Source organism: Caballeronia catudaia, assembly GCF_001544755.2.
GTDB classification, from domain to species: Bacteria; Pseudomonadota; Gammaproteobacteria; order Burkholderiales; family Burkholderiaceae; genus Caballeronia; species Caballeronia catudaia.
Genome location: NZ_FCOF02000017.1, coordinates 78,672 through 102,634, shown reverse-complemented (window position 1 = coordinate 102,634; position 23,963 = coordinate 78,672). Strand labels below are relative to the sequence as shown.

The following is a 23,963-nucleotide window of genomic DNA, read 5'->3' as shown; positions in this document are numbered from 1 at the left end:
TCTCCTTGCTCCGGTTCTTGGCTCAGGCCGATGCCGCACTCGGTGCAACGCCGTCAAACGCATTCTGCAAGAGCTCGAGAAGCGCGTCGCGCTCAATCGGACGCGGATTCCAATACGGGTTTGAGCTGGCAATGTCTGCGGCCTTCGACACGTCATCAGCTGCCATGCCTACATCTTTGAGCGCGAGCGGTGCGCCGCAGCGTTTCGCGAGTTCGTAGACACCGGTCGCGGCGTCATCCGAACCCAGCGCGCGTGCGATGCGTTGCATCGCTTCCGGTGCAGCGTGTCGGTTGTACGCGAGCGCGTGTGGCAGGACGATAGTGTGCGTCGGTGCGTGAGGAAGATTGAAGCTGCCGCCGAGCGTGTGACACAACTTGTGATGAAGGGCCATGCCAACGCTGCCCAATACTGTTCCGCAGAGCCAGGCACCATATTGCGCGTCGGCGCGAGCCTCAACGTTTTGCGAGTCGGCCACGATTGCTGGCAACGCATGGGCAAGAGCGGCGATGCCTTCTTCTGCCATCAAGCTGGTCACGGGATTTGCCTCGCGGGAATACAACGCTTCCGCTGCATGTGCGATTGCGTTGATTCCACTGGTGACCGACAGCGCGACTGGGAGTGACATCGTCAGGTCGGCATCGTAAATCACGGTCTTCGGTAAAACCCGCAGGTCAGTACCGGTTTTCTTCAAGCCGGCGTCAGTGATGCCATAGATGGGCGTCATCTCACTGCCGGCGTAAGTTGTCGGCACCGCAAGGATTGGGAGGTCCGACTCTAGCGCGATTGCCTTACCCAGCCCAATAGTCGAGCCGCCACCAACAGCGATTGCACAATCTGCCTTCAGTTCACGAGCCAGCGCACGAGCTTCCTTCGCCAACTCCAGCGGCACGTGCATGACCGCCTGGTCGAATACTCCTGCGGCCCGTGCGCCGAGGCGAGCCGCCACGGCTTCGCCGGTTCCCTTCTGTTCCGGGCTGCACAGAATGAGAGCCCTCTCCGACTTCAACTCGAGCACTTCTCGCTCAAGGTGCTGCAGGCTGCCAGGGCCAAACACGACCCGTCCGGCCCGCGCTTGATATACGAACTCACGCTTTTGCATGAAGAACCTCCGCTTTGCGCTCGGTGCCGGCACCAGCGTTTGCCTGATAATCAACCTGGAATCGCGCGGTGCGCAGGTCACCGAGTTCGTTGCGCACGCGCAGGTGCTCAGGATGTGACGCGTACGCCTCCAAGGCTTCCTGTGAGTCGAATTCGGTAACGAGAACCGCGTCGCACGAATAGTCGACCCGGCTGTGGTCGAGCCCGACTTCGAGATGACTCATTCCTGGAATCCGACCTCGCAATCCTTCGAAGCTTGTTTTCACACGGTTCGAAGCGGCCAGGCGCTCGGTCGGTGTGTCACCTCGAACTCGCCACATGACGATATGCCGAATCATGCATGCACCTCCGACGGATTGAGCACGAAGTCATATTCGAGCGAATACCACGGGACGGGAATTTCTCGGCCATCGGGGGCGATGCCCGGCTCGTGTCGCTTCCATTCTGAGATAAGCGATGAGCGCACACCGAATACAACGTCCGAATCGAGGTACTGGTCACCGTCCCGGAACACGTGAGTGATGAGCGTCTCGTAGCCGGGCGCTTCAATCATGAAATGCAGATGCGCGGGGCGCCAAGGATGGCGGCCAACGGCCGACAGCATGCGGCCGACGGGCCCATCATGAGGAATGGGATACGCCTCAGCCAGAATCGAACGAAAGTTGAAGAAACCTTCCGCGTTCGTTCTCAATCTGCCTCGCGCGCTATGGACGACATTGCCAGCTTCATCTTGGTTCTGCACGTCATAGAAGCCGTCTTCGTCCGATTGCCAAACATCGAGAAGCGCGTTTCCGATGGCTTCACCACCCGCGCCACGCACCTGGCCGCTAACATAGCAGGGCGCGCCTTTCGCTCCGTTCGAGATGTCGTCGCCGTTACTGTAGAGCGGAGCGCCCTCGACGAAGAAAGGCCCGAAGACGGTCGCTTCCGTGCAGTTCGCAGGCTTGCGATTGTTTTGGGACATGACAAGCATCGAGAGTCCCAACGTATCGGACAAGAGGATGAACTCCTGTCGCTTGTCGTCAGTGATATGACCGACCTCCGTCATAAACTTGATTGCCTTGAACCACTCGTCCTCGGTGAGATGAACGTCGCGGGCAAAAGCATGGAGGTGTTGAACCAGGCTCGTCATCACAGTCCTCAGTCTCGCGTTCTCGCAATTCACGAATGAGGCAATAACGGCTTGTGTGATGGTGTCTTCGTTGATGTTGCGCATCGTGCGTGTCTCCGTTGTGCGCTCAGGCGTCTAAGAACGAAAGGTAAAGGGTCGCCCGAGTAAAAAAAATGCCCGGAAGTGAAATGACATTTCCTCTCGAAGGAAAAGTAGGCTCGCATGCGTGTGAGCTTGAACTATCGAAGCCCGCCATTCGTTGGTTTCGACTCCAATTGTAGAAATCGCCTCTACAAATCGACGAATTTCAGTCGGTTTATCTATCCCGTCGTCTTCGGCATATTTGGCCTGAACGAGCTGGAAGAATCGCACTTGATTCTTCCAGTGGAACCGGATGAGGGAGACGATGGACCGCTGGACGCAACTGCAACTCTTTGTGCTTACCGCAGACTTGGGCAGCCTGTCGAAGGCCGCAGAACAACTCGACATGTCCAATGCCGCTGCAAGCCGCACGCTTAGCTCTCTCGAGGAGCGTCTCGGTGCGAGGCTCATCGAGCGGACGACACGGCGCATGTGGCTGACTGACGCTGGCCGCGAGTACCACCGAAGATGCACAGCCGTGATTTCGGAGTTGGCCGAAGCTGACTCGATTGCTTCTGAAGAAGCGGTCAGTCCCAAAGGCGTGCTCCGGGTGACCGGTTCCGTCTCATTCGCAATGATGCATATCGCTCCCGCGCTTCCTGAGTTCGTCCGGCGCTATCCCAATCTGTCAGTTCAAATTGTCGCGGCGAATCAATACCAAAACTTCATCGAGGCTGGGATAGACATCGCCATACGTACAAAAGAGCATGAAGAAGATTCGGGCATCACGATTCGACGCTTGGCCGAAACGAGACGAGTCATGGCAGCATCGCCTGCCTACCTCGCGACACACGGGCGCCCTCAGACTCCCGAGGACCTTGAACAGCACAACATGCTCGTCTACAACCTCGCCGTCGACCCCTATCTTCTCCACCTGCGTAGAGGCAAGGAAGAATCCAATATCTCGATTAAGAGCGCCCTAGACTCAAACGAAGGTCAGGTCATCGTCGCGGCAGGGCGAGCAGGTCTGGGCATTGTCGTTCAACCTCTCTACATCATTCACGATGACATCGTGTCCGGGCGTCTTATCCCGGTGCTCGAGGACTGGCAGTTGCCACGGCTAACCATCAATCTGGCGTACCAAAGCCGGCGGTATCAACCCGCGAAAATTCGAGTGTTCACCGAGTTCCTGATTGAGCGCGTGCAGAGCCTCAAACTTGAGGAGCGCTGGATGACTTTCGCGACTTAGCTCATTCGAGCTCTCGAGAACAGGCATCATCGAGACTCTCGAATTGAGCCTCGTCGCGCAGCGACGGTCCGTACGGTCGTGGTACACCGGCCGCAGAACGACGAAATGCCGACGCGCTCTTCAAAAGCACGTCGGATTGCGTCAATGCCCTCAGAACTCAAACGGGCGCGGGTGCCTTTCTGCGAGCGAACCGTTCGAGCGGTGACGCCAAAACCGCACCCAGGCGCCCGTCGAGCAGAACCACGATGAGGAGCAACAGCCCGTTCACGAGAAGAATTTGAGTGGACGTCGCATTCAACAAGCCTAGCCCGTTGTTCAGGATGGTGAGAATCAGGACGCCCATTGCGACACCGAGTGGTGAACCGATACCGCCGCCCAGCGCCACTCCACCGACGATAGCTGCCGAGGCCGCTTGGAGCAGGATGTTGCTACCCATCGTCGCGGAGGCGGTCGCGAGGCTCAGCGAGAGCAAGCCTCCGCCCAGAGCCGACAGTCCACCGGATATGACAAAGCCAACCGTCAGAGCCTTCCCAACCCGTGCACCGCTCTGAATCGCCGCCTTTCGATGACCGCCGGATGCGTAAATGTCCCGACCGAGCGTGGTAAAGCGGAGGAACAGCGAAACCACGACAAAACAGGCGATTGTGATGAGGCTTCGCGGCGAGAAGATTCCTGCGACGCTTTGGTCAAGAAAGTCGCTGACGTCGAGATTGCCGTAGCTCAAGACGCGACCGCCTGCGAGCCAGTACCCGACGCCGGTCAGGAACATCATCGAGCCGACAGTCGTGACCAACGACGAGACGCCTAGCCATGGCAACAAGGCTGCATTCGCAACGCCGACGACCACCCCGAAGATAACCGCGTACAGGATGCCGAGCAAAGCACTATCGCCGCCGAACTTCACGGTGATGAGCCCGGCCACCGTCGAAATTGCCGCTACGCTAAGGTCGAATTCGCCAGCGACCATCGTGACCGAAAGACCGAGGGCGATGATGCCAAGGAACGCGAATGCCTGAAAAATCGCGTACAAGTTGGCCTGCGAAAAGTAATGATTGACGCTAAGGCCGAAGAGAACCGGCATGCCGACGAGCAGGACGAGCCGAATCGCGAGATTGAGAAGTCGTTGAGATTGGTCCATTTCCGAGTCTCCTGTTATTTCCATCCCGGGCCGAGCCGGGCGAGCAACGCGCCGAACACCACCGCTGCGAGAACCACGATGCCTTTTACGACCAGTTGGTACTCGTAGCTCACGCCGCTGACCAACAGAATGTTGCTGATGACCGCGAGAAAGATGGCGCCAGTGACTGCATCCGAAATCTGTCCACGACCACCTCGAATCGAAACGCCACCGACTAGCACGGCGGCAATCGCGTTGAAGTCGAGGTCGATGCCATACGTCAAATTGCCTTGAGCCGACGACGAGGCAATCAAGGAGCCGGCGAGTGCAGCTGCTGCGCCAGCGAATGCGTAACAAACGAGCGTCGCGGCCATCGTCCGAAGTCCGGCAATCCGCGCAACTTCGGCTCGCATTCCGAGCAAGCGGATTTCACGTCCAATGCGCGATTTCTGGAGAATGAAACTCGCGACTGCAGCAAAAATAGCCAGCACCAGGATTTGAGTCGGCAGCCAGCCAAACAGCTTGCCTTGACCAAGCCAGGTGGCGTCGCCCTTACCGATGACCGTCAGGCCGCCGGTGTAGATGACACCTGCGCCGATAATGATTGACGAGGTGGCAATCGTCGTGATGATGGGGTTCGCTTTCCCTAGAGCGATGACTCCGCCCTGAACGGCACCCATCAGCAGGCCGCTCAACACGACGAGCAGCAGCGTCGCTCCCAAGCCCAAGTGAATGAGCGCGGCGAACATGACGGTCGAGACCGCCGCCGTCGCACCCATCGACAGCATGAACAGATTGCCGCTGAGGGTGACGAGCGCCATACCGATAGCGCCGATACCAACTGCCGCTACCGAATACATCAGCGACTGCAGGTTTCCGAACTCCGTAAAGTGCGGCACGATGGCGGCTGCGACGACGATGAGGACGAGCGTCGCGATTCGAATCGACGCGGCATGAATGCTCGTCGTTCCAAAGAGTGCCGATGCCCACCGTCGCAACGCAGTTGGCGACACTTGTGGAGTGGGCTCCAGAGCGGTCTTATGCATTACCCACCTCCGCAGGTTGGTTTCGGAAAGAGACATGTCCGTGAGACGCGTCGCTGTCACCAGCGACGATGTCGTGGAGCAGCGTGTCACCATCGATTTCGAATCGGGGTTTATGGCGGACCATCCGACCACGGAAGACCGTGAGAACGGTATCAGCGAGTTCCAGAATTTCTTCGAGGTCAGTCGAGTAGAAGACAATCGCCAAGCCGTCGTCTGCCATCTTGCGAAGCGTCGAATAGATTTCCGCGCGGGCGCCGATGTCAACGCCTCGGGTAGGCTCGTTCAACAGCAACAGGCGAGGCGCGAGCGCGACGGCTTTCGCGAGCGACACCTTCTGCTGGTTGCCGCCGCTGAGCGTCGACACTTCATGAGGAAGCCGCTTCGGGTCGATGGCGAACATTGACGCAAGACGTCGAGCCTCCTCTTGCTCACCGGCACGCCGCATGATTCCGGCCTTGCTGAACTTCGCCATGACGGAGGCCGTGATGTTGATAGCAATCGGCGCGTCAAGAAACACACCCTTATCAGCCCGGTCTTCGGCAACGTACGCGATGCCTGCATTCAGGGAACCGCGGATGCTGTCGAGCGTGATGGGCTGTCCGTCGACCTTGACTGAGTTGGAGATGTTACCGCGGAGGCCGGCGAGTGCCTCGATAAGGACTTCGGCTCCAGAACCAAGCTGACCGACGACCGCGAGGATTTCACCAGGTGCTACATCGACCGACAGGTCTTTGACCTTATCTGAAACCGTCAGGTTGGACACCGACAGTCGCGGCGCGACATCAGCGCGACTCTCGGGCGGCTTGACCTTGCGATGCACAAGTTCGCGCCCAATCATCGCCTTGACCACTTCAGCGGTCGTCATGTCGGAGGTACGTTGCGTCAGGACGTGCTGGCCATTGCGGAAAACTGTCACCCGGTCCGTCAGCGCAAAGACCTCATCGAGCCGGTGGCTCACAAATATCATTGCGGTGCCTTGGTCGCGCAACTTGCGCGCGACGTCAAAGACTCGAACAATCTCCGCGTCCGATAACGTAGCAGTCGGCTCATCGAGCAGAAGCACCTTCGCCTGCCGTGACATGCCTCGTGCGATTTCTACGAGCTGGCATTCGGCAAGGCTTAGTCGGGACGCCGGGGCGTCGAGCCTGACGTGTGACAACCCTACCGAGTCGAGATGCTCGCGGACGGAGTCGCGATACTGACTGCGTCGGTAGATTTCACTCTGGCCGGCGCCACCGAGAAGAATGTTGTCGAGCACCGAGAGCGTCGGGACAATTGCGAGCTCTTGGTGGACGATGGAAATAAGTCGGGGGTCGGTGCGACTCCCAAGTTTCAGATTGTGGCCATCGACGGTGATTTCGCCGTCGTCAGGCTGCACGAGGCCACCGAGAATCTTGATGAACGTGCTTTTTCCTGCCCCGTTCTCTCCGCACAGCGCATGAATCTCACCAGGTGCCAATTCGAGGCTGACGCCTGTCAGTGCCTTGACGCCACCATAATGTTTTGTGAGATTGCGAGCGCAGAGCAGACTCTGAGCAGCTGCCGGCTCGGCGCCGGAATTCGCGTCTTGCAGCATTGTCTTCCTCCAAACGCGGACACTCTTCCGTCATCCGCTGTCACGGGCTGATGCCTGTCACTGTCGCCCACCTCCTGCGCATAGCTGACCGCGTGTGGGTGACGGCATTCATCTTTAATAACGATGTCCTGCGTCGATGCTGGGCAGCTGTGCTTGCCAAGGCTCAGAACGAGCCAGGAGGCGCTGCGGTATCAGCGACGCTGCTGTCGGTGGTCTTTGAGGAGAGGAATTCGCAGAGAATCGCTGCGTGCGCAGGAATGCATGTCGTCTCCAGCAGAAACTCGCGTCAGCGGCTTCGTTATTGTTGAGACACAGATTATTAGTTCGCCTGGAAAAGAAAAATGCGCTGCAGCGAAATGATATTTTCGGTGGAAGGAAATATCTGTGCTGTCCATAGCCACCAAAAAAGCACGCGCGGAAGTCGGCGCGTGATGCCCGACTAACGCGCGTGGCATGAGGCTGCGGCCATCCTTAGAGAGTGATTCGTTGCCCCTGCGCCGACGAGCGAATCGCCGCGTCGACGATGCGTTGGATTTCCCAAGCCTCGCGGAAATCCGGGAACGTCGGCGCGCCGTGCTCGATAGCTGCGATGAACTCCGCCATCTCAATGGTCTTCAAATCATTGAAGCCAAGCTGGTGGCCGCCGGCCACGGTGAAGTTTTCGTACGGAGGATGTGCCGGGCCCGCTTCGATACGAGTGAACCCCGACGTCCGCGGGTCGCCCCCGGCCCTGAAATACTGGAGCTCATTGAAGCGCGCTTGTGAAAAACACAGGGCGCCTTTCGTTCCGTAGACCTCGAACTCGAGCTGCATCTTGCGGCCCGTCGCCGCCCAATTTGCTTCGATAGACCCTGAGCATCCCCGCTCAAACGTCACCATCAATCGCGCGATGTCGTCGACTTTGACTTCGCGCCGCTCGGACGACCCCGGCGCTACCGGTCGTGTTTTGTTGACGGTCTCAAGCTGCGCGTTGACCTGGGTGACGGACCCGAGAAGGAATCGAGACATGCCGACGATATGGTTACCGATTTCAGCCAGCGCGCCGGCTCCGTTCTGAGGGTCGACTCGCCATCCATATGTAATATCCGGGTCGGCCATGTAGTCTTCAGCGTGAACGCCTCGAAAGCTCGTGATTTCACCCAGTTCACCTGATGCAATCATTTCCCGCGCCAACTTGAGCACAGGGTTTTTGATGTAGTTGTAGCCAACCTGTGTAACGACCTTCGAAGCCTCAGCAGCGTTCATCATCTCGAAGGCGTCGGCGGCAGACGGAGCAATTGGCTTTTCGCAATGTACGTGCTTGCCGGCGGAGATGGCCGCGAGCGCCATTTCCCGATGTAGGCTACATGGCGTCGTGATTGAGACAACCTGAACGCTCGGGTCGTCCAGCAACGTGCGCCAGTCGGTCGTGGCTCGCTCGAATCCGAAGTGCTTTGCCGCTTGCTGAGCATCTACCTCGCTGACATCGGCCACTACCACCATTCGCGGCCTCAGCGAGTTCGGAAAGGCGTTTGGCACGGCTTGGTATGCCAGTGCGTGCGCCTTCCCCATGAAGCCAGTGCCAATTACAGCTACGCCAATCTCTCGTCTCATCGTTGTCTCCGTTCGTCAAACGAAAGCGACCCCGAAGGGTCGCGAAAAACGTCCCGGCGCGTGTGCGACGGTCAACCCTGCAGCGTGCGTTACTTTTTCTGCGAGTAGCAGACGTTGAGCGTCGCCTTGGTCGCAGCAGGATTCGGCAAATACTGGATGGCTTGCGGCGCCTTGCCCGCCGCGAGGTCTTTGGCCGCCCGCGCAGCGTAAGCACCGTCGTCGAACGGGGACTGCTCGACCGTGGCGTATGCCTTTCCAGCAGCGATGGCTTCCACCGCACCGGAGTCGCAGCCGTGGCCGACAATTACAAGCTTCGACGGGTCGAGTCCAAGGCGCTGTGCGGCAGTCACAACGCCGCGAAGTTGCGAATCGTTTTCCGTGTAGACGCCTTTCACGTCCTTGAATTGAGTGAAGAGCGCCGACGCTGCGGCCTCTGCTTTCACAGCGTCCCAGTCCGCCGGTTGCGAGCCGACGACTTCGATTCCAGGCGCATTCTTCTTAAGGCCGTCCACGAAGCCTTGATAGCGCTGAACTTGAGGCGGTGTACCCATAGGTCCGTTGATGACGATGACCTTGCCTTTGTCGCCATAGCCCTTTTCCTTGAAGCCCTGAATCATGGTCTTCGCGGCGACTTCGCCATTGCTGATGTCGTTGGGGCCCGTGAAGACCTTCCAGTACCTGGAATACTTCTGGTCGGGCATCGAGTTCGAGACGACCAACGGAATCTTGGCTTGGTCAATCTTGCGAATCGACGGGACCATGGCGCTCGAGTCCACAGGGATGAGAACGATGACATCGGGCTTCTGGGCAAGCGTCTGGTCGACCACAGTGGCTTGTTCGTTTGCGTCGTAGTTGCTTACCTTCACGTCGAGTTTGAGGCCCTGAGCAGCCGCCTCCTTTTCGAAGCCCTTCGCATAAAGCGCCCAGTATTCAACGCTCTGCGTCGGCATGAGCAACGCAACACGGGGCTGGTCGGCCGCATGGGCGCTGGTACCAAGCGCGCTTGCGATGGCAGCGAGAGCGAAACAGGAGATGATGGATTTGCGGAAGTTCATGCTGTGTCTCCAAAAGGCCCATGTGGTGGAGCCGGGTTTTCATGTTTTGGTGGAGGCACAGTAAGGCTTGGTATCCGAAAGAGAAATGCAACAGAACGAAAAGTTATTTCCTCTCACTGGAAAAATGGTGACGGCATCGGGGTGATGTCCGACGCGGCGGTCCCCGAGGCGGGAACTGCGCTGGAAATTTGCGACTGTGTACTTTAACTCTACGGAAAGACGATTCCAGGGATGTTTATCTGCTGCGACTTCTACGTGATAGTTCAGGGCATCGATTCCCTACGACCGCCATCACACCGCTGTCGTCACTTTCAAGAGGTCTCACATGTCCAAGTCCAAAGTCGAACTCGTCGCCGCCTATTTCACGCTCTCAGGCGATGTCTATCCGTTCGGTCCGACCGAAATCAGCCCCTTCAGCTTTAAAGACCGAGTCGAAGCTGCGGCAAAGGCCGGTTGGGACGGCATCGGCCTGATTCACTCGGACATCTATGCCACCGCCGACAAGATTGGCTTTCCGGAAATGCGCCGCATCCTCGAAGCCAACGGAATGAAGCATGTCGAGTTCGAGTTCCTGGTGGACTGGTATCAAACGGGCGAGCGTCGCCGCACTTCCGATAGCCAGCGCTACTACTACCTGAAAGCCGCCGAGGAACTCCGCGCGCGTATCGTGAAGGTTGGTCCCGGCATCGGCGATGACACCGCGGACGTCCCGCTCATGGTTGAAGAATTTGGCAAGTTGGCAGAAGACGCCGAGAAGCGCGGCACGCAGGTCATGCTCGAAATCATGCCGTTCAGCAACGTCCGCACGATTGAAACGGGCAAGGCCATCGTCGAAGGGGCGAACAAGGCCAACGCTGGTCTGTTGCTCGACATCTGGCATCTGAGCCGCGGGAACATCGACTTTAAAGAAATCGCCACCATAAAGCCTGAGTTCATCAAAGGCATTGAGCTTGATGACGCCGACCGCTACGCCATCGAACCCCTTTGGATGGATACCTGCCACAAGCGTCGCCTGCCTGGCGAAGGCGTCCTCGACGTCAAGGGCTTCATCAAAGCGATTCAAGCCACCGGCTGGAACGGCCCGTGGGGCGTTGAAATCCTGTCCGAAGTCGAGCGTAAGCTCCCGCTCGAAGAGATGGCCACACGCGCGTATAACGCGACGATTCAGCAGTTCGAGAATTGAGAACGAGGTTTGGAAAAAGCAGCCAAGCGGCCGCGGATAAATGCTTGCGGTCGCTCGCTTTTGAGACTTCGACGCGCGGGTCACCCGTAAGACACTCCTCACTGGAGATGCGCGGTCGTCTGATAATCTGCCGAAACAGCAATACTAGGACAGTCCCATGCTATCTCTCTACGTGCGCTTCAGGCTGTTCCCTGCAACTAAGGCGCTGTTCGTACCGCGTCTTGCTGAACTCATGAAGACGATGGCGGAGGAGCCGACTTTCGTGAGCGCCGTGCTCAGCGAAGACGCCGCGGACGCAGACGGATTGGTCTTATTCGAGGTGTGGAACGGCACCCAAGAAGAGTGGCTCAGCGAGCAGCCTCAGAAACCATACCGAGCCATCTACGACGATGAAACGAAAAACTTTATCGCTGGAAAGGAAGTTCGTTTTCTGGCGCCCATCGTGGTGCAAAACTAGCTCTTCAGTTTTCACGGTAAAACGTCGCGCCGCAGCCCCGCCCTCCTCATAGGCCCCTGGTTTCATCTTCCTAGGTTGCGCATTCTCTCCAGCGTACATCTCTTGGTTTTGTGAATGCCCCTTGGTGAAGTTGAGCCCCGCCTTATCCTGAGCGAGGCCTTCAGACACGTTCCAAAGCATCATGAGATGCCCCTCGGAGCCAGCGTCGCCCGTCAGCCGTTCGCCTCAGGGCGCTAACTTCGCCACCCTGTCCAGTGTCTCAAGGCTATCCCACAGTACCGGTTGTCCCGCGACCGCTGCCGTTGATGTCCGACCAGTCGCGCGGCTGCGCCGTGGAGCGTGCAGCACTATGTATACCGCGCAGCAGGGATGATGATTTCGCATTGGAAGTGCGCACGCGGAAAACTGACCACGGGCTCGGGAGGTTTGCCTGCAAAAAAAGTTTCAGCAGACCGCCGATGAACGGCGCGAAGATGAGCGTCGACACGGGAAATGACAGACCGACGTGTGCTCGATGATTTTCCGAAAGAGCCGAACCTGGGTTGTGTAACAGGGGCTTCGCGAAAGTCGAAATGGTGTCGGTCTTCGCTTTCGGCTACAAACAGACGTCCCCGAACGGTTGCCCGCTCCCTTTCATATCCCTTGGACTCCCGCGCTCGAGCGGCTGGCCGACATGCGGGTTTGACGGCGAACATACATCTGAATAGACTGCGCGTTCGCGAATCGCCATGCAGTCCTATGATTACCAATCCCGAACCGCCCGCTTCAGAAAACTCGGCATTGGATGTTCCTGTCCCGCCGCGCGATTTCGGCTCGACTCGACGCATGCTCATCGCGGCATTCGTTGCCTCCGTCGTAACGCCGGTGCTGTTTCTGGCCGCGTATGGCTACTTCGGCTATCAGACGCGCGTTTCTGATTCGTCTGAGGGAATTGACCGCTTGGCAAGGGTCGCCGAGGAGCATGCGGTAAAGGTCCTGGACGTCACGCAGGAGATGTCGCTACGAGTGTTGGCGCTTCTCGGCGAAGACGACGACACGCAAATCCGCGCTCGACAGTTGGCCATTCACAACTTTTTGGTGGACACTGCGGGGCGATTGCCCTCTGTTGCGTCCATCGCGATTTTCGGGCGCAAAGGGAATTTGCTGGCTAGCAGCAGCGTGTTCCCCGTCGGACTTCAATCGATTGGCGACCGCGCTGTACTGTCGCTTAAACGGCGCGACGGTGACACCCCCCAACCCATTTCCCGGCCCGAACAAATCTCCGACCCGGCAGCCGACGTTTTCAATGTAACCCTCCCCAGGTTCGACGGGAGTGGACACATGCTGGGCGTCATCATCGTCTCGCTTCGGCGCGACTATTTCGAGTCGTTCTACTGGGGCCTCACTACGCACGACAGGGCTTTGACAATCGGGCTTTTTCGAAGCAACGGCACCACGCTCGTTCGAACTCCCGCCCCAAGGGCGCGAAGAGCACCAGGGAGCAGTCAACCCCTCCTGGAAGCCGTGCGAGTCAACCGGGAGGGCGGACGGCTCAAGGTGTTCTCGGCGCTCGACGGCGTCGAGAAACTCTTGGTCTACCGGCAGGTCGGTTCATATCCACTTTACGTGACCGCTGGCATCCCCGTCTCTACGGTGACTTACCGGTGGCTGAGGCACGACGGTTTCATCGCCATTGCAACGTTGGTACCATGCGTCGGCATTTGGATTCTGGTCCTGTTCAGCTTGAACCGTCTTAAACGTGAACGAACGGCGTGGGAGCGTTGGAAAGCTGAGTTTGGAATGCGTGTATCGGCAGAAACCACCAGTCGACAGATGAGGCGCATGGGCGCGCTTGGCAATCTGGTCGCGAATGTAGCGCATGACTTCAATAATCTGCTCATGGTCGTCAAAGCCAATATGGAGTTGGCACGCCGAAAGAACTTTAATGGGTTGGAGAAGGAAGTCGTCGCCGTCGAGCGAGCATCCGCGACGGCGGAGGTTTTGGCAAGGCGGCTACTCAGTGTCGCTCGCAAGCAGCCGCTGCACGAGGAATTGATTGATGTCCGCGACTGGTTGGAGCAAGAAGCATCCCTCATTCAGATGTCGCTCAGCGAGCGCGTCCGCTTGCGCATCACGTCGCCGGCCGAAGTCTGGCCGACGTACGTCGACCCGACCGAACTGCAGTCAGCATTGATAAATCTCGCCGTCAATGCCAAGGATGCGATGCCCAACGGTGGTGAGTTTTCGATTCGCTGTGAGAACATCATTTTCGAATCGGCAAAGGGAAGTTTGACGCCAGGCGAGTACGTCGTTGTGGCTTGCTCCGACACTGGTGTCGGCATGCCGCACTCCGTCGCGCAACGTGCATTCGAGCCGCTATTCACAACGAAAGCTGCTAATGCAGGTACCGGTCTTGGGCTTGCACAGGTCATGGCAATGTGTGAGCAAGCGGGCGGAACCGCCCGCGTCGAAACCGTGGAAGGTGAAGGCACCACTGTTTCTCTTTTCCTTCCGCGCGGATTGGGCGAGCCCGACGTTATGACGACAGCGGCGCCCGCGCAAACGCCAGCCTCCACGGAATCAATGCAGGGCTCCGTGTTGCTGGTCGAGGACAACGAGGAGGTGGCCGCTGGGCTATCGGCCGTACTGGAGGTGTTTGGCTGGCAATCTCGGCACGAGCTGACGGGTGATGCAGCCCTGGGTGTTTTGGACGACGGCGAAACGTTCGACCTCATCCTCTCTGACATACAAATGCCTGGCATCAACAACGGAATCGATGTCGCGGAAAAGGTGCGGCGCAGGTGGCCGATGCAAGCAATTGCGCTGATGACTGGCTACGCAGACGAGTTCGAACGAGCGAAGAACGCTGGCGTAACGATTCTATCCAAGCCCTTCAATATCGATGACCTTCAGGCACTATTGCACAGTGTGAGTTCCGCAACCAGATAACCATGTCGGCGGCCACTCGAACGGGGAAGAATCATGCGCGGCTGTCCTTCGTTGGTCGAGTGTAGCATTCCAATGCTTGGCCCGGCTGAATTGCCGATTAAGCAGCTGTTCAGAGAAAAGCGCCGCTTGGACATGTGGCTTCAGCAGCGCTGCGCCCCTTGGTAACCGCGGACTACACGGTCAGCATGCGACCGAAGTCGTGCTCTCCAACGAGTAGGAGCAGCCTCGATAGCGCGCTTCATATGCACTCCTACGTATGCTAGCGGGCTTATGAATACGGCCCCTCAGTTCCATGGAAGCAAAGGTAGTCCAACCGTCGCGACCTGCAACCGCTGTCAAAGCACTCCCAAAACAGCAACACTGGGCACGCAATCTGTCATTTGAAAATCGTTCTTGCTATCGCCGAGATGCACTCTCGCCTCTTTCGTTGGTGTTCTTCAGCTTACAGCATGCCAACTGGCACGCCTGTTGCGGTTTTGTCCAAGCGAAATACTGGCGGAGTCGATGATGAAACATGACAACTACTTGAGTTCCCCCACGGACGAACTCAGCACGGTACCGGATACATCAAGTCCGGCATATGCTAGCCGGCACCCTTTGACGCGCGCATTCGACAAATTCGCCAGCCTCGTCACGCGATGGGCGGGGTCGCCCGCCGCTTTTTGTATCGCCGTCTTGACGGTGGTCGGATGGGTGGTGACTGGGCCAATGTTTCATTATTCAGATGGCTGGCAACTTGTCATCAACACCGGCACCACAGTCGTTACCTTTTTGATGGTCTTTCTGATTCAACAGAGCCAGAACAAAGACAGTGTGGCGCTTCATTTGAAACTGAATGAGTTGCTGTCTTCTCACCGTGCGGCAAGTAATCAGCTCATCGGGATAGAAGTTGCGTCCGAAGAGGAACTTCGTCGACTCGCAGCAGCGTACCTCCGATTGTCCACAAGACAGACCGAAGATGCGCCGGCCGCAACGTCAAAAGAAAGTTCCCCCGCCGAACTGCAGACGGGGAATATGTGAGTCCGCTCCAGGACAAAAAGCGAATAGCCCGCTCATTTGACTTCAGTGTTTTCAAAACGCCGGCCAGACTTTAACGAGGGGTCAACCGATTGAACCACGAGCACTTCGCGGTTCATCGGACGGTGAGCCACCGCCTGAGCAAAGGCTGAACCGGTTTCGAGCCGACGGGGACCCGCGCTCGCTGCGGAGTTCTGGGTTTGGCGAACCCGGTACGGTCGTTGCGACGAGGTAACAGTATCTTGCGCTCTCTGAATCACTGAAATGCGCTCCGTTCTTCTCGTCGACGACGACGTTGACTCTTTGCTGGCTCTGCGGTTCGTGTTCGAGGTCCACGACTACCAGGTCTTCGTGGCTCAGAACGGGAATACAGCGCTCGATGAGTTATCGAAGCATTTACCGGACTTAATCGTCACGGATATGGAGATGCCTCAGCTTGATGGCGTCGAGCTTTGCAGGCGATTGAAGTGTTACCCGGCATTCGCGTGCGTTCCGATAATCCTAATTTCGGGCGGCCAACCGCCGGCCATCACGCCGCCCGTTTGGGATGCGTTCTTAACAAAGCCAGTCGATTTTTACCAGCTCATTGCAGTTACGGAGCAGTTGCCGACTTTTCGGCTTGGACCCAAATAGTTACGTTACCCGCCACGCGGCGCATGCTCGCGGACTGTCCGTGACGTAGCGCCGACGGGCCGAGATACCGCACCGTAAGAAACGCGCTTGCCTCCAGTTTCTGAGTTCAATCCACATCTCTGAACGACTATAGGCCCGCGCTTCTGTCCGCGCGTTCGTTGCGTAATGTCGGCAAAGCCGCCTCGAGCGCTTGATTCGAGCGCGACGTCCTCGCCGCCGGCCAGCCTTGCAGAAATTCTGCCGTCTCATGTGCAGCATCGAGCGTATGGGACCACGGGAACGACAACGACTCAATCACAAAAACCAAGGCACCCTTAGTTTTGACCCCGCTCGACCAGAATAACGGCTGACTCTTCGACCTCGGAGACATCGGCTCCTCCGAGCCCTGAGCAGACGCGCGTATCAGTGTTTTTCAGGCGCGGAACGCCAATCGCCATAGTGAACATGAAACAATTGCTCAGGCTGCTACGAAATGGTAGAAACACGCCGGCTAGCGCTCTGGTGTACGGAGGTCGACTTGCACGATTTCGAGACCGCGCACCCCGTTCCCGACTTCATTGGACCCTTGCAAACCCGGGAGCGATTCATGTTGGTCCTTCCAATTCGGCCAGCGACGTCGGGACGACCGTCGCTTCGCCGAAATCTCAGTTAGGCAGGTTTGATGTTCGAGGCTTGCTTGCCCTTCGGACCTTCCTTGACGTCGAAGGTCACCTTCTGGTTGTCCTGCAGAGACTTGAAGCCCTCGCCTCTGATTTCCGAAAAGTGAGCGAACAAGTCTTCGCCACCGTCATCTGGACTGATAAAGCCGAATCCCTTCGCGTCGTTGAACCACTTCACTGTACCGGTTGCCATTTGTATCCTCGTCAATGTCGAAAGCCGAATTGCGATTCCGGTGAACGTCTCTCCTACGGTGATAAATCGATTCGAGGTCGCCGCGAATTATCGCGGCACTCTTCTGCCAGCAAATAACATGCGAGCACAGGGTGGGTACGAAGTGCAAAGTCGCAATATGCGCACCGGCGCGCGTCTTCACCCGACACATAGGGGCTACTTGATTCTTAGCGCGGACGAAACGCTTCTGACGTTCCATCGGGGGGGCTAGCCGCCGTTCGCTGCAGACACGTCGACGACGGGTTCTTCGGAAACGCGATGAACGCCACGGATGCGACCACGCCTTTCCCGAGCGAAATGGACTCCTTTCTCTTGGTCGACGTGCACCTTGGCTCTCTGTTGGCTCTTCCAATCGTCGTTACAGGCGAAAGCTGTACGGCCTCCCTCTGCTCCGAACGGAATCTCCGCGGGGAGTTAGCAAAGCGTTTACCGGACTAATTCGCCGCCGACATGGACAGTAGAGCGTCCGGCCCCGAAGCGATGCCGAGGCGGATGCGTATTCTCTGGGTCGGTCGGGAAACACCGAATCTCGTGTATGCCGCGTAACACAGGATGCAAGATTGGCACGGGGGCATCAGTAACAAACTCTCTGTCGCACGTGTTCAACCGCGAAGCCGTTAAGACTGAGGCGCTGCATGCCAAGAAGAGGTAACGACTCCTTCATCTATGTTCGTATTTCCAGTGCAACCATTCTCCGAGTGATGTGCAATTTCTGGAGGCCGTGCTTTTCAACGCGCCGATTTTTACTTTCCTAAACGGCACAGTGTTTTCGAAGAGTCAGGCGTCGGATTGGCTCATCGTACAGGGTGACGTCGCTCAGACGCGCGGCATCTACGGAATGCAGCACCTGCTCAGCCGCATCGTCGGAATGGATACGCTTCTCTCCCGGCTTGCCTCCAATTCGCTGGCGGAGAAGTTCATATTCATTGAGTCGACGTACGACGCAAAGAAAGACTTTCGAAATGGCAATTCGATGCACCCGGCCGGTGACGTCCGAAAAGGCGAAGCTTTAGTGAAGCAGGTTTATGACGCTATCAGCGCATCAAACGTTTGGTCTAGCAGCGTGCTATTGCTCGTCTTTGACGAACACGGCGGCTTCTTCGACCAGGTGACACCTCCTACTGCCGTGCCGCCAGGCTCAGACGAGAACGCCCGTCTGAAGACGCATAACTTTTCTTTCGACAGGCTGGGAGTACGGGTGCCTGCTATCGTGGTCTCGCCCTTCGTTCCGGCTGGTACTATCGACCATTCGCTATACGACCATACATCCGTTCTAAAGACAACGGACAAGCTGCTTGGGCTCAATGGATTTCTCGGCCTGACAGCACGCGTGCGCGCAGCCGATGACTTTACAAAGAAGTTGAGTCTTTCGAACCCTCGCACTGAAGTTCCGGTCTGCCCAACGCCTATCACAACCGCCGGCGCTACGAGACCGACGAGCGGGGGCGCTCCGCGCTCGAAGGACCCTTTCTTGCCACTGTATGCGCACCACTGACGCTGCCGATTGATGCGACCGTCGAGCCATCTTCGTTGAGAACATCGAGCGTTCGGAGGGCACGCCGTCGACCTTCCGACCGTCTTCTGGCGTCATCAAGGAGAACAGCCGCGGACACTGTTGGACGCGACTGCAGGTTGCCGTCTCCTTATGGCGGCCCTCATTCATTGAAGTTCATGACAGACACACAATCCGCGTAGGAATTTTAGGAGGCGGTCGGGCGACGCGCCCTTTCTGAAATATGCGTCGAAGAGAACCCCTTCGCGGTTTCGCGCGACGAAATCTCCGTCTTTCGATGTGTATGCGCAGATGAACGTCGCGGCCGAATGCGGATTGCTGCGAATGGCACGCGCAGTCGCAAAGCCATCCCTCTGTGGCATCATTAAGTCGAGCAACACCACGTCGGGCGACCAGTGTCGAATAATTTCCAACGCTTCGCTGCAACCTCCTGCGACTCTTGTTTGAAGCCCCTCTAACGATAGGCATTCGGCCGTAGCGACGGCCGCCCCTCGGTAATCGTCGACAATGAGCACCCGTTCGAGAAGCTCAACTCGACGTTGCGTCCAGTTCGCTAGTTCGGTCACCATCGCGCTCTCCCTTTGCCGCCTGTTCAATCGTGCATTATGCAAGGCGGTCGTCCCACTCGAATGGCGCCAAGCGCACACTAATGAATATCATTAAACGCTCGTTCAAGGGCCAGGGTCTCGAGCGCGGGTCCGATTCTCTGCTGGATTCGGTGCATTCGATGAGGACAGACGGGTGTACCGCGATTCGACCTATGGCTCGCAAGTAGCTAGCGAGGGGCAAACGTTGCAGGCCGTTATCGCCTCCCTCTCAGCAGGAGCTTAAAGCGGCGAGAATCAACACAGTTCGCGTGCATTTCTCACGAATTGTCGGGCGCGGGCTGTCTCCGATGGCCAAGCTCGACTGGGACCGAACCGCTTTGAAAACCCTTCCGGGGGCGGTGCCCTAAACAGGCGTTCGACATGCGCGATTCGGTCTTTAGACTATCACCAGCTCAAGCGTGCGGCTTCACGGTGTGATGGTGATGATGCTTCTTGTGGTGGTGCGTCTTCGCAGTTGCTGCGACGGGGACTGCAAATGCAGTGATAAGAAGCAAAGCAAGAGTAGTCTTGAACACGTTTTTCATAGCGGCTTTCTTCGAAGGGACGGTAAGTTTCGATTTGCCCGGATGGGCAGTCTCATTGTAACCGGACCGCCCACTAGCAAACCTGCAACGCCAACGATGTGGCGCCCGCCCTACAAGCGTTTCTCCTACTGGCGCCGACGGCAAGGCACTCGCTTCGCCGCCGCGCGCCCTCCCACTAATCTGCCGACACTTGAATCCTTCGTGGCTTCGCTTCTTCCCGACGCGGGATAGTGAGTGTCAACACGCCGTCCTTTAGTGACGCCTCGACCTTCGATGTGTCAAAGTCCTCGCTGACGTAAAAGGTTCGGCCGAAGTACGGTGCCCGGACTTCGGTATGTGCGAGCTGCAGGTTTGCCGGCACGGGAACCACCGATTCGGCCTCGATGGTCAGGCTGCCGTCATTTACTTTCACATCGAGCTTATCCCTCGAAACACCGGGCAGGTCCGCCCAAAGCGTGACTTTGTGAAGGTCCTCAACGATGTCCACGCTGGGCGCCAACGTTTGTCGGCGACGCGCCTCCGTTGCTTCTTGACGCGTTACCGCACCCTGGTTGCTTTCTGCGATTTGGGTATTCGTGTTGTCGCTCATGGTGTCACCTCACTGTACAGTAATCGAGCGCGGCTTGGAGTTCTCGCGCTTGCCAACTGAAATCAGAAGACAGCCATCGATATACTTGGCTTGGACCTTGTCGGGGTCTGCCTGCTGCGGGAGTTCGATAACCCGGCGGAACGACCCATTGAAGCGCTCCTGCGCATACTGTCGGGCGCCCTCGGGCAAATTCTGATAGCCCGTAGCTCTTTCGCCAGCGATAGTGAGCAATCCTTTGTCGACGGACACGTCTATCTTGGTCACATCCAGGCCTGGCGCGAATGCGACGATTTCGACTGAATCTTCAGTCGACCCGACGTTGATTTGCGGGAACGTTCCGACACGCGTCGAACGAAGACTGGTAGGGAATCCGCCGAACAGGCTAGACATCTGGCGCTGCAGACGGTCCAGTTCGCTGAAGACGTCGGGTGTGGTGAATGCATCACTCATTTGCGCTCTCCTCTTGCGGCGGGCGGGGAGCTGCTTACGCGAATCAGCCCAGCTGCCCCGATGCCGCGGACAATTAAGTTGAAACACGCAGCGCGCGCGATTGCGAGCGACTGCCTTGCATCGCCAACAATAGTAACGGCATATAGGTTTTCAAGAGCTTCACCGAAAAATTTTGGAGCTTGAAAACACACACTTCGCCCATATCCTCCCGCCGCCGTATTGACTAGGAGGACACTATGGAATTCGATACAGACTGGCGCACGCTGGGTAAGCACCGCATTCGACTGCGGTCGGCGCAGGGCTTCCCAACCGAGGTTATGCACCAATTAGCCGAGGTAACGCGGCTCGCGGTCGACAACAATATGAGCGCCCGGGCGCGCTTCGTGGACATCGTTCTACGAGAAGAAAAAAGCTACGACATCACGGTCGGTTCAACCTTGCCGGAGGACCGCATCTGCGCGCCGCAACTCGAAGCAGCCGTAGCAACAGTGATGGGGCTACCATCCGAGAAGGTGAACATATTCGTGCAGACCGTACCTCAGGAGGAGGTTGACTTGCACTTCGGTGTCTACGAGAGAATGTTGGCGGAGAAGTTTGGCGCGGCGCCGCCCATACGGTGACATACAAGTTCATTTATGGACGCGGGCGCCGATTATTCCAGAATGCTTATTGACGCATGCTTCCGTCGTTACTAAATTTTGGTTCGTCAAGGTCACTCATATAGCGACGGTTGCCTGTGCGACTCCGCTGTTGCACGTCGCACAAAAGACGGTGCTGTCGCAACCAAGTCATTACAAGAATGCGATGACTCAGTCCGTGAAGAACCATTCGTTGAAATTTCGGCGTGTAGTTATCCAAGCGAATTCGAAGCTCGCAGATGCGAGGAAACGTTGGAAAAACTCGTGGGAGGTAAGTCTATCGAAATTGAACAGGAAATTTGGTCGTCAAGCGCATGACAGTACCGACAAGTCAGTCGGATAACTGCCTTCATACTTGGAGCAACGCTCGCCCATCTGGGCAAAAATCCCGGTGTAGCGGGACAAGTTGTTTTAGTATCCGCGCGAGCCGCCGCTCAAAGAGCCGCGGCTCGCACTCGTTGGATTTACAACGGGTGACCCTGCTTAGATGCGGTCTTCCAAACGTCTTCTTGCGCGAGTCACTTTTGAGACGCATTGATGCGCGCAATGAGCAGAGCACGTGCCCGCATGACGAACGGACAAGCTGTGCGCGCGGCTTTGTATTCGGCCGTACGTTGGTGTTCCTACGTACTCTCGCAGCGGCCTTAGAATCACTCCGGTGCTCGCGTCGGAACGCCTTTTCGCATCCTATCGTCCGCCAGTACGAGGACCGACTCTAGCTCGGCTAAGCCAACCGGTTTCGTCAAATGCGCATCAAAGCCTGCAGCTTGGGTTCTTTGCCGGTCCTCTGCCTGGCCAAACCCGGTCACTGCTGCAACGACAAGCGCGTCGTTGCGTGCGACATCTCGCAGGCGACCTATAGCCTCGTAGCCCGTCACCAAGGGCATCGATAGGTCAAGAAGAACCAGCTCTGGACGAAATGAAGCTGCTATGTCTATTGCCTCCGCGCCGCTATATGCTTTCAAGGCGTTGTGACCGAGAGCTTCTAGTAGCATTTCCATGCTGTCCGCCGAGTCGTGATTGTCGTCTACTACTAGAACCTTTATCTGCGGTGTGCGGGGCCCTAGCGGTCGTGTCTCTCGACTTGCAAATTGCGGATTCTCTTTGTAAGCGGGTAGCCAAACGGTGAATTTAGTGCCGCGGCCGGCGCCCGGGCTCTGGACCTCGATGCGACCGCCATGCAGTTCAACAAGTGAGCGCGCCAAAGTCAGACCGATACCTAGGCCACCTTCTTCCGTGGACGCGTCAGGGTCCTTCTCTTGCGCAAATAGGTCGAATACGACGTCGAGTGACTCGGGCGCAATCCCACGACCGTTATCCTCGATGGAAATCGAAATCATCCAGTCGACGTGCAGCGCCTGGAGCCGAATAAGGCCGCCCGCGTGTGTATATTTGGAGGCGTTGTCTAGGAGGTTGTGAATCACCTGAATGAGGCGCGTCATGTCGCCGTTGACGATAACGGGCTCATTGGGCAGACCGACATCAAGCGTTTGGTCCTTCGCTTCGACCTTGGGCCGAACAGCTTCCATCGCGCGGTCAATGACCTCTTGGATGGAAACGGGTGCTGGCGTCACTCGAACTTTCCCCGTCGTAATCCGCCCGGCATCAAGAAGGTCGTCGACGAGGCGGGTCATGTGCGCGAGTTGCCGGTCAACGATGTCCCGGGTGCGGCGGAGAATGTCGGCAGTGGGGAGAGACTGCTGTTGTAGAAGCCCGACTGCGTTGCGTATTGGCGCCAGCGGGTTCCTCAGCTCGTGTCCCAACATTGCCAAGAATTCATTCATCCGACGGCTGGAAGCCTCAAGTTCCTCCAGCCTTCGTCGTTCGGTCATATCGCGGACGACCTTGGCGAAGCCGAGCAGTCTGCCGTCACCGTCACGAATAACGGAGACGACGATGCTGGCCCAAAAAAGAGAGCCGTCCTTGCGTACGCGCCAGCCTTCTTCCGAATACTGTCCGGTACTGAGCGCGCGACGCAGCACCTCCTCGGGCCGACCGTTCGCACGTTGGTCGGGCGTGTAGAAAACCGAGAAGTGCCGCCCGATGATTTCGTCGGCGGCGTAGCCCTTGACGCGCTGAGCTCCAGGGTTCCATGTGGAAACGATTCCAGTTTCGCTCAGCCGAAAGATGGCGTACTCGCGGACTGAATCAACGAGCAGCCTGAACGTCGCATCATCGGTGCGCGTCCCGTTGTTCTCAACCCCCGGATGCCAGTTCGACGGGCTGTCGATGTCGGTCATTACCTTGGCCTTTTTTATAAGTTTGAAATTCGAGTTCGCAGCAAGCGAACCGTCGTAAGTCGCAGGCGACAGCACCATGCAGCGGACCGGGGCAGGAACGCGAACGGGAGGAGCGGCCACGAATAACGACTCGTAGCAATCAAAATGCCTTAGGCTCGATAGAGAGAGGCGTTTCTGCGCTTGGGTGTTCTGCGAGCACCTTCATCGATGAAACGCCCAAACCCTTACCAGGTATCACGCAGCGCGGGAGACTATCACCTTAATGCACTTTCTCCAGTGTCCATAAAGGGCGACTTCGCTACACAGTCAGCCTCGCAGAACGAAGGTAGAACGCCTACAATTAATGCACGCTCACTGCCTTCAGCC

The 23,963-nt window shown here is 57.5% G+C and carries 21 protein-coding genes; 8 read left to right on the top strand and 13 right to left on the bottom strand.

What is annotated here, in order from left to right; all coding sequences use genetic code 11:
• Nucleotides 1-22 precede the first annotated feature (22 nt).
• Genes AWB75_RS19445 through AWB75_RS19435 form a run of 3 tightly spaced genes read right to left on the bottom strand, consistent with a single transcriptional unit; the run spans nt 23 to nt 2,314 of the window.
• Nucleotides 23-1,099, bottom strand: coding sequence for a maleylacetate reductase (locus AWB75_RS19445; RefSeq protein ID WP_061125711.1), 1,077 nt, complete (start codon nt 1,097-1,099; stop codon nt 23-25).
• Nucleotides 1,086-1,436, bottom strand: coding sequence for a Dabb family protein (locus tag AWB75_RS19440; RefSeq protein WP_061125710.1), 351 nt, complete (start codon nt 1,434-1,436; stop codon nt 1,086-1,088). The genes AWB75_RS19445 and AWB75_RS19440 overlap by 14 nt, the downstream gene beginning before the upstream one ends.
• A complete protein-coding gene (locus tag AWB75_RS19435) occupies nt 1,433-2,314 on the bottom strand; it encodes an intradiol ring-cleavage dioxygenase (RefSeq protein ID WP_061125709.1) in 882 nt (293 codons plus the stop codon). The genes AWB75_RS19440 and AWB75_RS19435 overlap by 4 nt, the downstream gene beginning before the upstream one ends.
• A 301-nt stretch (nt 2,315-2,615) precedes the next feature.
• Between AWB75_RS19435 and AWB75_RS19430 the strand changes: the two genes are divergently transcribed.
• On the top strand, nt 2,616-3,539 hold the full coding sequence (locus AWB75_RS19430; protein WP_061125752.1) for a LysR family transcriptional regulator: 924 nt from the start codon (nt 2,616-2,618) through the stop codon (nt 3,537-3,539).
• Nucleotides 3,540-3,696: 157 nt separating this feature from the next.
• On the opposite strand, the gene AWB75_RS19425 is transcribed toward AWB75_RS19430, so the two are convergent.
• The 5 genes from AWB75_RS19425 to AWB75_RS19405 all read right to left on the bottom strand — a co-directional run bounded on the left by AWB75_RS19425 (nt 3,697) and on the right by AWB75_RS19405 (nt 9,926).
• Complete coding sequence (locus AWB75_RS19425) at nt 3,697-4,677, bottom strand: ABC transporter permease (RefSeq protein WP_061125751.1); 981 nt, start codon at nt 4,675-4,677, stop codon at nt 3,697-3,699.
• Nucleotides 4,678-4,691: 14 nt separating this feature from the next.
• Nucleotides 4,692-5,702: an ABC transporter permease gene (locus AWB75_RS19420; protein WP_061125708.1), complete on the bottom strand. Its 1,011-nt coding sequence runs from the start codon at nt 5,700-5,702 to the stop codon at nt 4,692-4,694.
• Nucleotides 5,695-7,278 (bottom strand): sugar ABC transporter ATP-binding protein, encoded by a 1,584-nt coding sequence (locus tag AWB75_RS19415; protein ID WP_061125707.1) that lies wholly within the window; start codon nt 7,276-7,278, stop codon nt 5,695-5,697. Before AWB75_RS19415 ends, AWB75_RS19420 begins: the two co-directional genes overlap by 8 nt.
• A 471-nt stretch (nt 7,279-7,749) precedes the next feature.
• Complete coding sequence (locus AWB75_RS19410; protein ID WP_061125706.1) at nt 7,750-8,871, bottom strand: Gfo/Idh/MocA family protein; 1,122 nt, start codon at nt 8,869-8,871, stop codon at nt 7,750-7,752.
• 89 nt (nt 8,872-8,960) lie between these two features.
• The gene (locus AWB75_RS19405) at nt 8,961-9,926 is read right to left on the bottom strand and encodes a sugar ABC transporter substrate-binding protein (protein WP_061125705.1); all 966 of its coding nucleotides are present in this window, start codon (nt 9,924-9,926) and stop codon (nt 8,961-8,963) included.
• Between the two features lie 325 nt (nt 9,927-10,251).
• Between AWB75_RS19405 and AWB75_RS19400 the strand changes: the two genes are divergently transcribed.
• From AWB75_RS19400 to AWB75_RS39460, 5 genes are all read left to right on the top strand, one after another.
• Nucleotides 10,252-11,109, top strand: a complete 858-nt coding sequence (locus AWB75_RS19400; protein ID WP_061125704.1) for a sugar phosphate isomerase/epimerase family protein — start codon at nt 10,252-10,254, stop codon at nt 11,107-11,109.
• A gap of 157 nt (nt 11,110-11,266) precedes the next feature.
• The gene (locus AWB75_RS19395) at nt 11,267-11,566 is read left to right on the top strand and encodes an antibiotic biosynthesis monooxygenase (protein ID WP_061125703.1); all 300 of its coding nucleotides are present in this window, start codon (nt 11,267-11,269) and stop codon (nt 11,564-11,566) included.
• A 738-nt stretch (nt 11,567-12,304) separates the two neighbouring features.
• A complete protein-coding gene (locus AWB75_RS19390; protein WP_061125702.1) occupies nt 12,305-14,494 on the top strand; it encodes a hybrid sensor histidine kinase/response regulator in 2,190 nt (729 codons plus the stop codon).
• Nucleotides 14,495-15,001: 507 nt separating this feature from the next.
• Nucleotides 15,002-15,514: a low affinity iron permease family protein gene (locus tag AWB75_RS19385; protein ID WP_061125750.1), complete on the top strand. Its 513-nt coding sequence runs from the start codon at nt 15,002-15,004 to the stop codon at nt 15,512-15,514.
• A 261-nt stretch (nt 15,515-15,775) separates the two neighbouring features.
• Nucleotides 15,776-16,144 carry a response regulator gene (locus tag AWB75_RS39460; RefSeq protein ID WP_061125701.1) on the top strand — a complete coding sequence of 123 codons (369 nt, stop codon included), beginning with the start codon at nt 15,776-15,778 and terminating at the stop codon, nt 16,142-16,144.
• 648 nt (nt 16,145-16,792) lie between these two features.
• On the opposite strand, the gene AWB75_RS19375 is transcribed toward AWB75_RS39460, so the two are convergent.
• On the bottom strand, nt 16,793-16,996 hold the full coding sequence (locus tag AWB75_RS19375) for a cold-shock protein (protein WP_061125700.1): 204 nt from the start codon (nt 16,994-16,996) through the stop codon (nt 16,793-16,795).
• Between the two features lie 742 nt (nt 16,997-17,738).
• Between AWB75_RS19375 and AWB75_RS19370 the strand changes: the two genes are divergently transcribed.
• Nucleotides 17,739-18,530 carry an alkaline phosphatase family protein gene (locus AWB75_RS19370; RefSeq protein WP_061125699.1) on the top strand — a complete coding sequence of 264 codons (792 nt, stop codon included), beginning with the start codon at nt 17,739-17,741 and terminating at the stop codon, nt 18,528-18,530.
• 164 nt (nt 18,531-18,694) lie between these two features.
• Here the strand turns inward: AWB75_RS19370 and AWB75_RS19365 are convergent, their stop codons facing one another.
• The 3 genes from AWB75_RS19365 to AWB75_RS19355 all read right to left on the bottom strand — a co-directional run bounded on the left by AWB75_RS19365 (nt 18,695) and on the right by AWB75_RS19355 (nt 20,719).
• On the bottom strand, nt 18,695-19,117 hold the full coding sequence (locus AWB75_RS19365) for a response regulator (RefSeq protein ID WP_143746458.1): 423 nt from the start codon (nt 19,115-19,117) through the stop codon (nt 18,695-18,697).
• A gap of 738 nt (nt 19,118-19,855) precedes the next feature.
• The gene (locus AWB75_RS19360) at nt 19,856-20,269 is read right to left on the bottom strand and encodes an Hsp20/alpha crystallin family protein (protein WP_061125697.1); all 414 of its coding nucleotides are present in this window, start codon (nt 20,267-20,269) and stop codon (nt 19,856-19,858) included.
• Nucleotides 20,270-20,278: 9 nt separating this feature from the next.
• Nucleotides 20,279-20,719, bottom strand: coding sequence for an Hsp20/alpha crystallin family protein (locus AWB75_RS19355; RefSeq protein ID WP_061125696.1), 441 nt, complete (start codon nt 20,717-20,719; stop codon nt 20,279-20,281).
• Between the two features lie 236 nt (nt 20,720-20,955).
• Here AWB75_RS19355 and AWB75_RS19350 point away from each other — a divergent pair, with 236 nt between their 5' ends.
• Complete coding sequence (locus AWB75_RS19350) at nt 20,956-21,339, top strand: hypothetical protein (RefSeq protein ID WP_061125695.1); 384 nt, start codon at nt 20,956-20,958, stop codon at nt 21,337-21,339.
• A 668-nt stretch (nt 21,340-22,007) separates the two neighbouring features.
• On the opposite strand, the gene AWB75_RS19345 is transcribed toward AWB75_RS19350, so the two are convergent.
• Nucleotides 22,008-23,675 (bottom strand): hybrid sensor histidine kinase/response regulator, encoded by a 1,668-nt coding sequence (locus AWB75_RS19345; RefSeq protein WP_061125694.1) that lies wholly within the window; start codon nt 23,673-23,675, stop codon nt 22,008-22,010.
• Nucleotides 23,676-23,963 lie beyond the last annotated feature (288 nt).

What these genes read in the sequence shown, in the direction of transcription:
- AWB75_RS19420 (WP_061125708.1), bottom strand. Translation starts at nt 5,702, where the DNA reads ATGCATAAGACCGCTCTGGAGCCCACTCCACAAGTGTCGCCAACTGCG.
- AWB75_RS19425 (WP_061125751.1), bottom strand. Translation starts at nt 4,677, where the DNA reads ATGGACCAATCTCAACGACTTCTCAATCTCGCGATTCGGCTCGTCCTG.
- AWB75_RS39460 (WP_061125701.1), top strand. Translation starts at nt 15,776, where the DNA reads ATGCGCTCCGTTCTTCTCGTCGACGACGACGTTGACTCTTTGCTGGCT.
- AWB75_RS19440 (WP_061125710.1), bottom strand. Translation starts at nt 1,436, where the DNA reads ATGATTCGGCATATCGTCATGTGGCGAGTTCGAGGTGACACACCGACC.
- AWB75_RS19430 (WP_061125752.1), top strand. Translation starts at nt 2,616, where the DNA reads ATGGACCGCTGGACGCAACTGCAACTCTTTGTGCTTACCGCAGACTTG.
- AWB75_RS19400 (WP_061125704.1), top strand. Translation starts at nt 10,252, where the DNA reads ATGTCCAAGTCCAAAGTCGAACTCGTCGCCGCCTATTTCACGCTCTCA.
- AWB75_RS19390 (WP_061125702.1), top strand. Translation starts at nt 12,305, where the DNA reads ATGATTACCAATCCCGAACCGCCCGCTTCAGAAAACTCGGCATTGGAT.
- AWB75_RS19345 (WP_061125694.1), bottom strand. Translation starts at nt 23,675, where the DNA reads ATGGTGCTGTCGCCTGCGACTTACGACGGTTCGCTTGCTGCGAACTCG.
- AWB75_RS19350 (WP_061125695.1), top strand. Translation starts at nt 20,956, where the DNA reads ATGGAATTCGATACAGACTGGCGCACGCTGGGTAAGCACCGCATTCGA.
- AWB75_RS19385 (WP_061125750.1), top strand. Translation starts at nt 15,002, where the DNA reads ATGAAACATGACAACTACTTGAGTTCCCCCACGGACGAACTCAGCACG.
- AWB75_RS19410 (WP_061125706.1), bottom strand. Translation starts at nt 8,871, where the DNA reads ATGAGACGAGAGATTGGCGTAGCTGTAATTGGCACTGGCTTCATGGGG.
- AWB75_RS19375 (WP_061125700.1), bottom strand. Translation starts at nt 16,996, where the DNA reads ATGGCAACCGGTACAGTGAAGTGGTTCAACGACGCGAAGGGATTCGGC.
- AWB75_RS19395 (WP_061125703.1), top strand. Translation starts at nt 11,267, where the DNA reads ATGCTATCTCTCTACGTGCGCTTCAGGCTGTTCCCTGCAACTAAGGCG.
- AWB75_RS19355 (WP_061125696.1), bottom strand. Translation starts at nt 20,719, where the DNA reads ATGAGTGATGCATTCACCACACCCGACGTCTTCAGCGAACTGGACCGT.
- AWB75_RS19415 (WP_061125707.1), bottom strand. Translation starts at nt 7,278, where the DNA reads ATGCTGCAAGACGCGAATTCCGGCGCCGAGCCGGCAGCTGCTCAGAGT.
- AWB75_RS19360 (WP_061125697.1), bottom strand. Translation starts at nt 20,269, where the DNA reads ATGAGCGACAACACGAATACCCAAATCGCAGAAAGCAACCAGGGTGCG.
- AWB75_RS19435 (WP_061125709.1), bottom strand. Translation starts at nt 2,314, where the DNA reads ATGCGCAACATCAACGAAGACACCATCACACAAGCCGTTATTGCCTCA.
- AWB75_RS19405 (WP_061125705.1), bottom strand. Translation starts at nt 9,926, where the DNA reads ATGAACTTCCGCAAATCCATCATCTCCTGTTTCGCTCTCGCTGCCATC.
- AWB75_RS19365 (WP_143746458.1), bottom strand. Translation starts at nt 19,117, where the DNA reads ATGGTGACCGAACTAGCGAACTGGACGCAACGTCGAGTTGAGCTTCTC.
- AWB75_RS19445 (WP_061125711.1), bottom strand. Translation starts at nt 1,099, where the DNA reads ATGCAAAAGCGTGAGTTCGTATATCAAGCGCGGGCCGGACGGGTCGTG.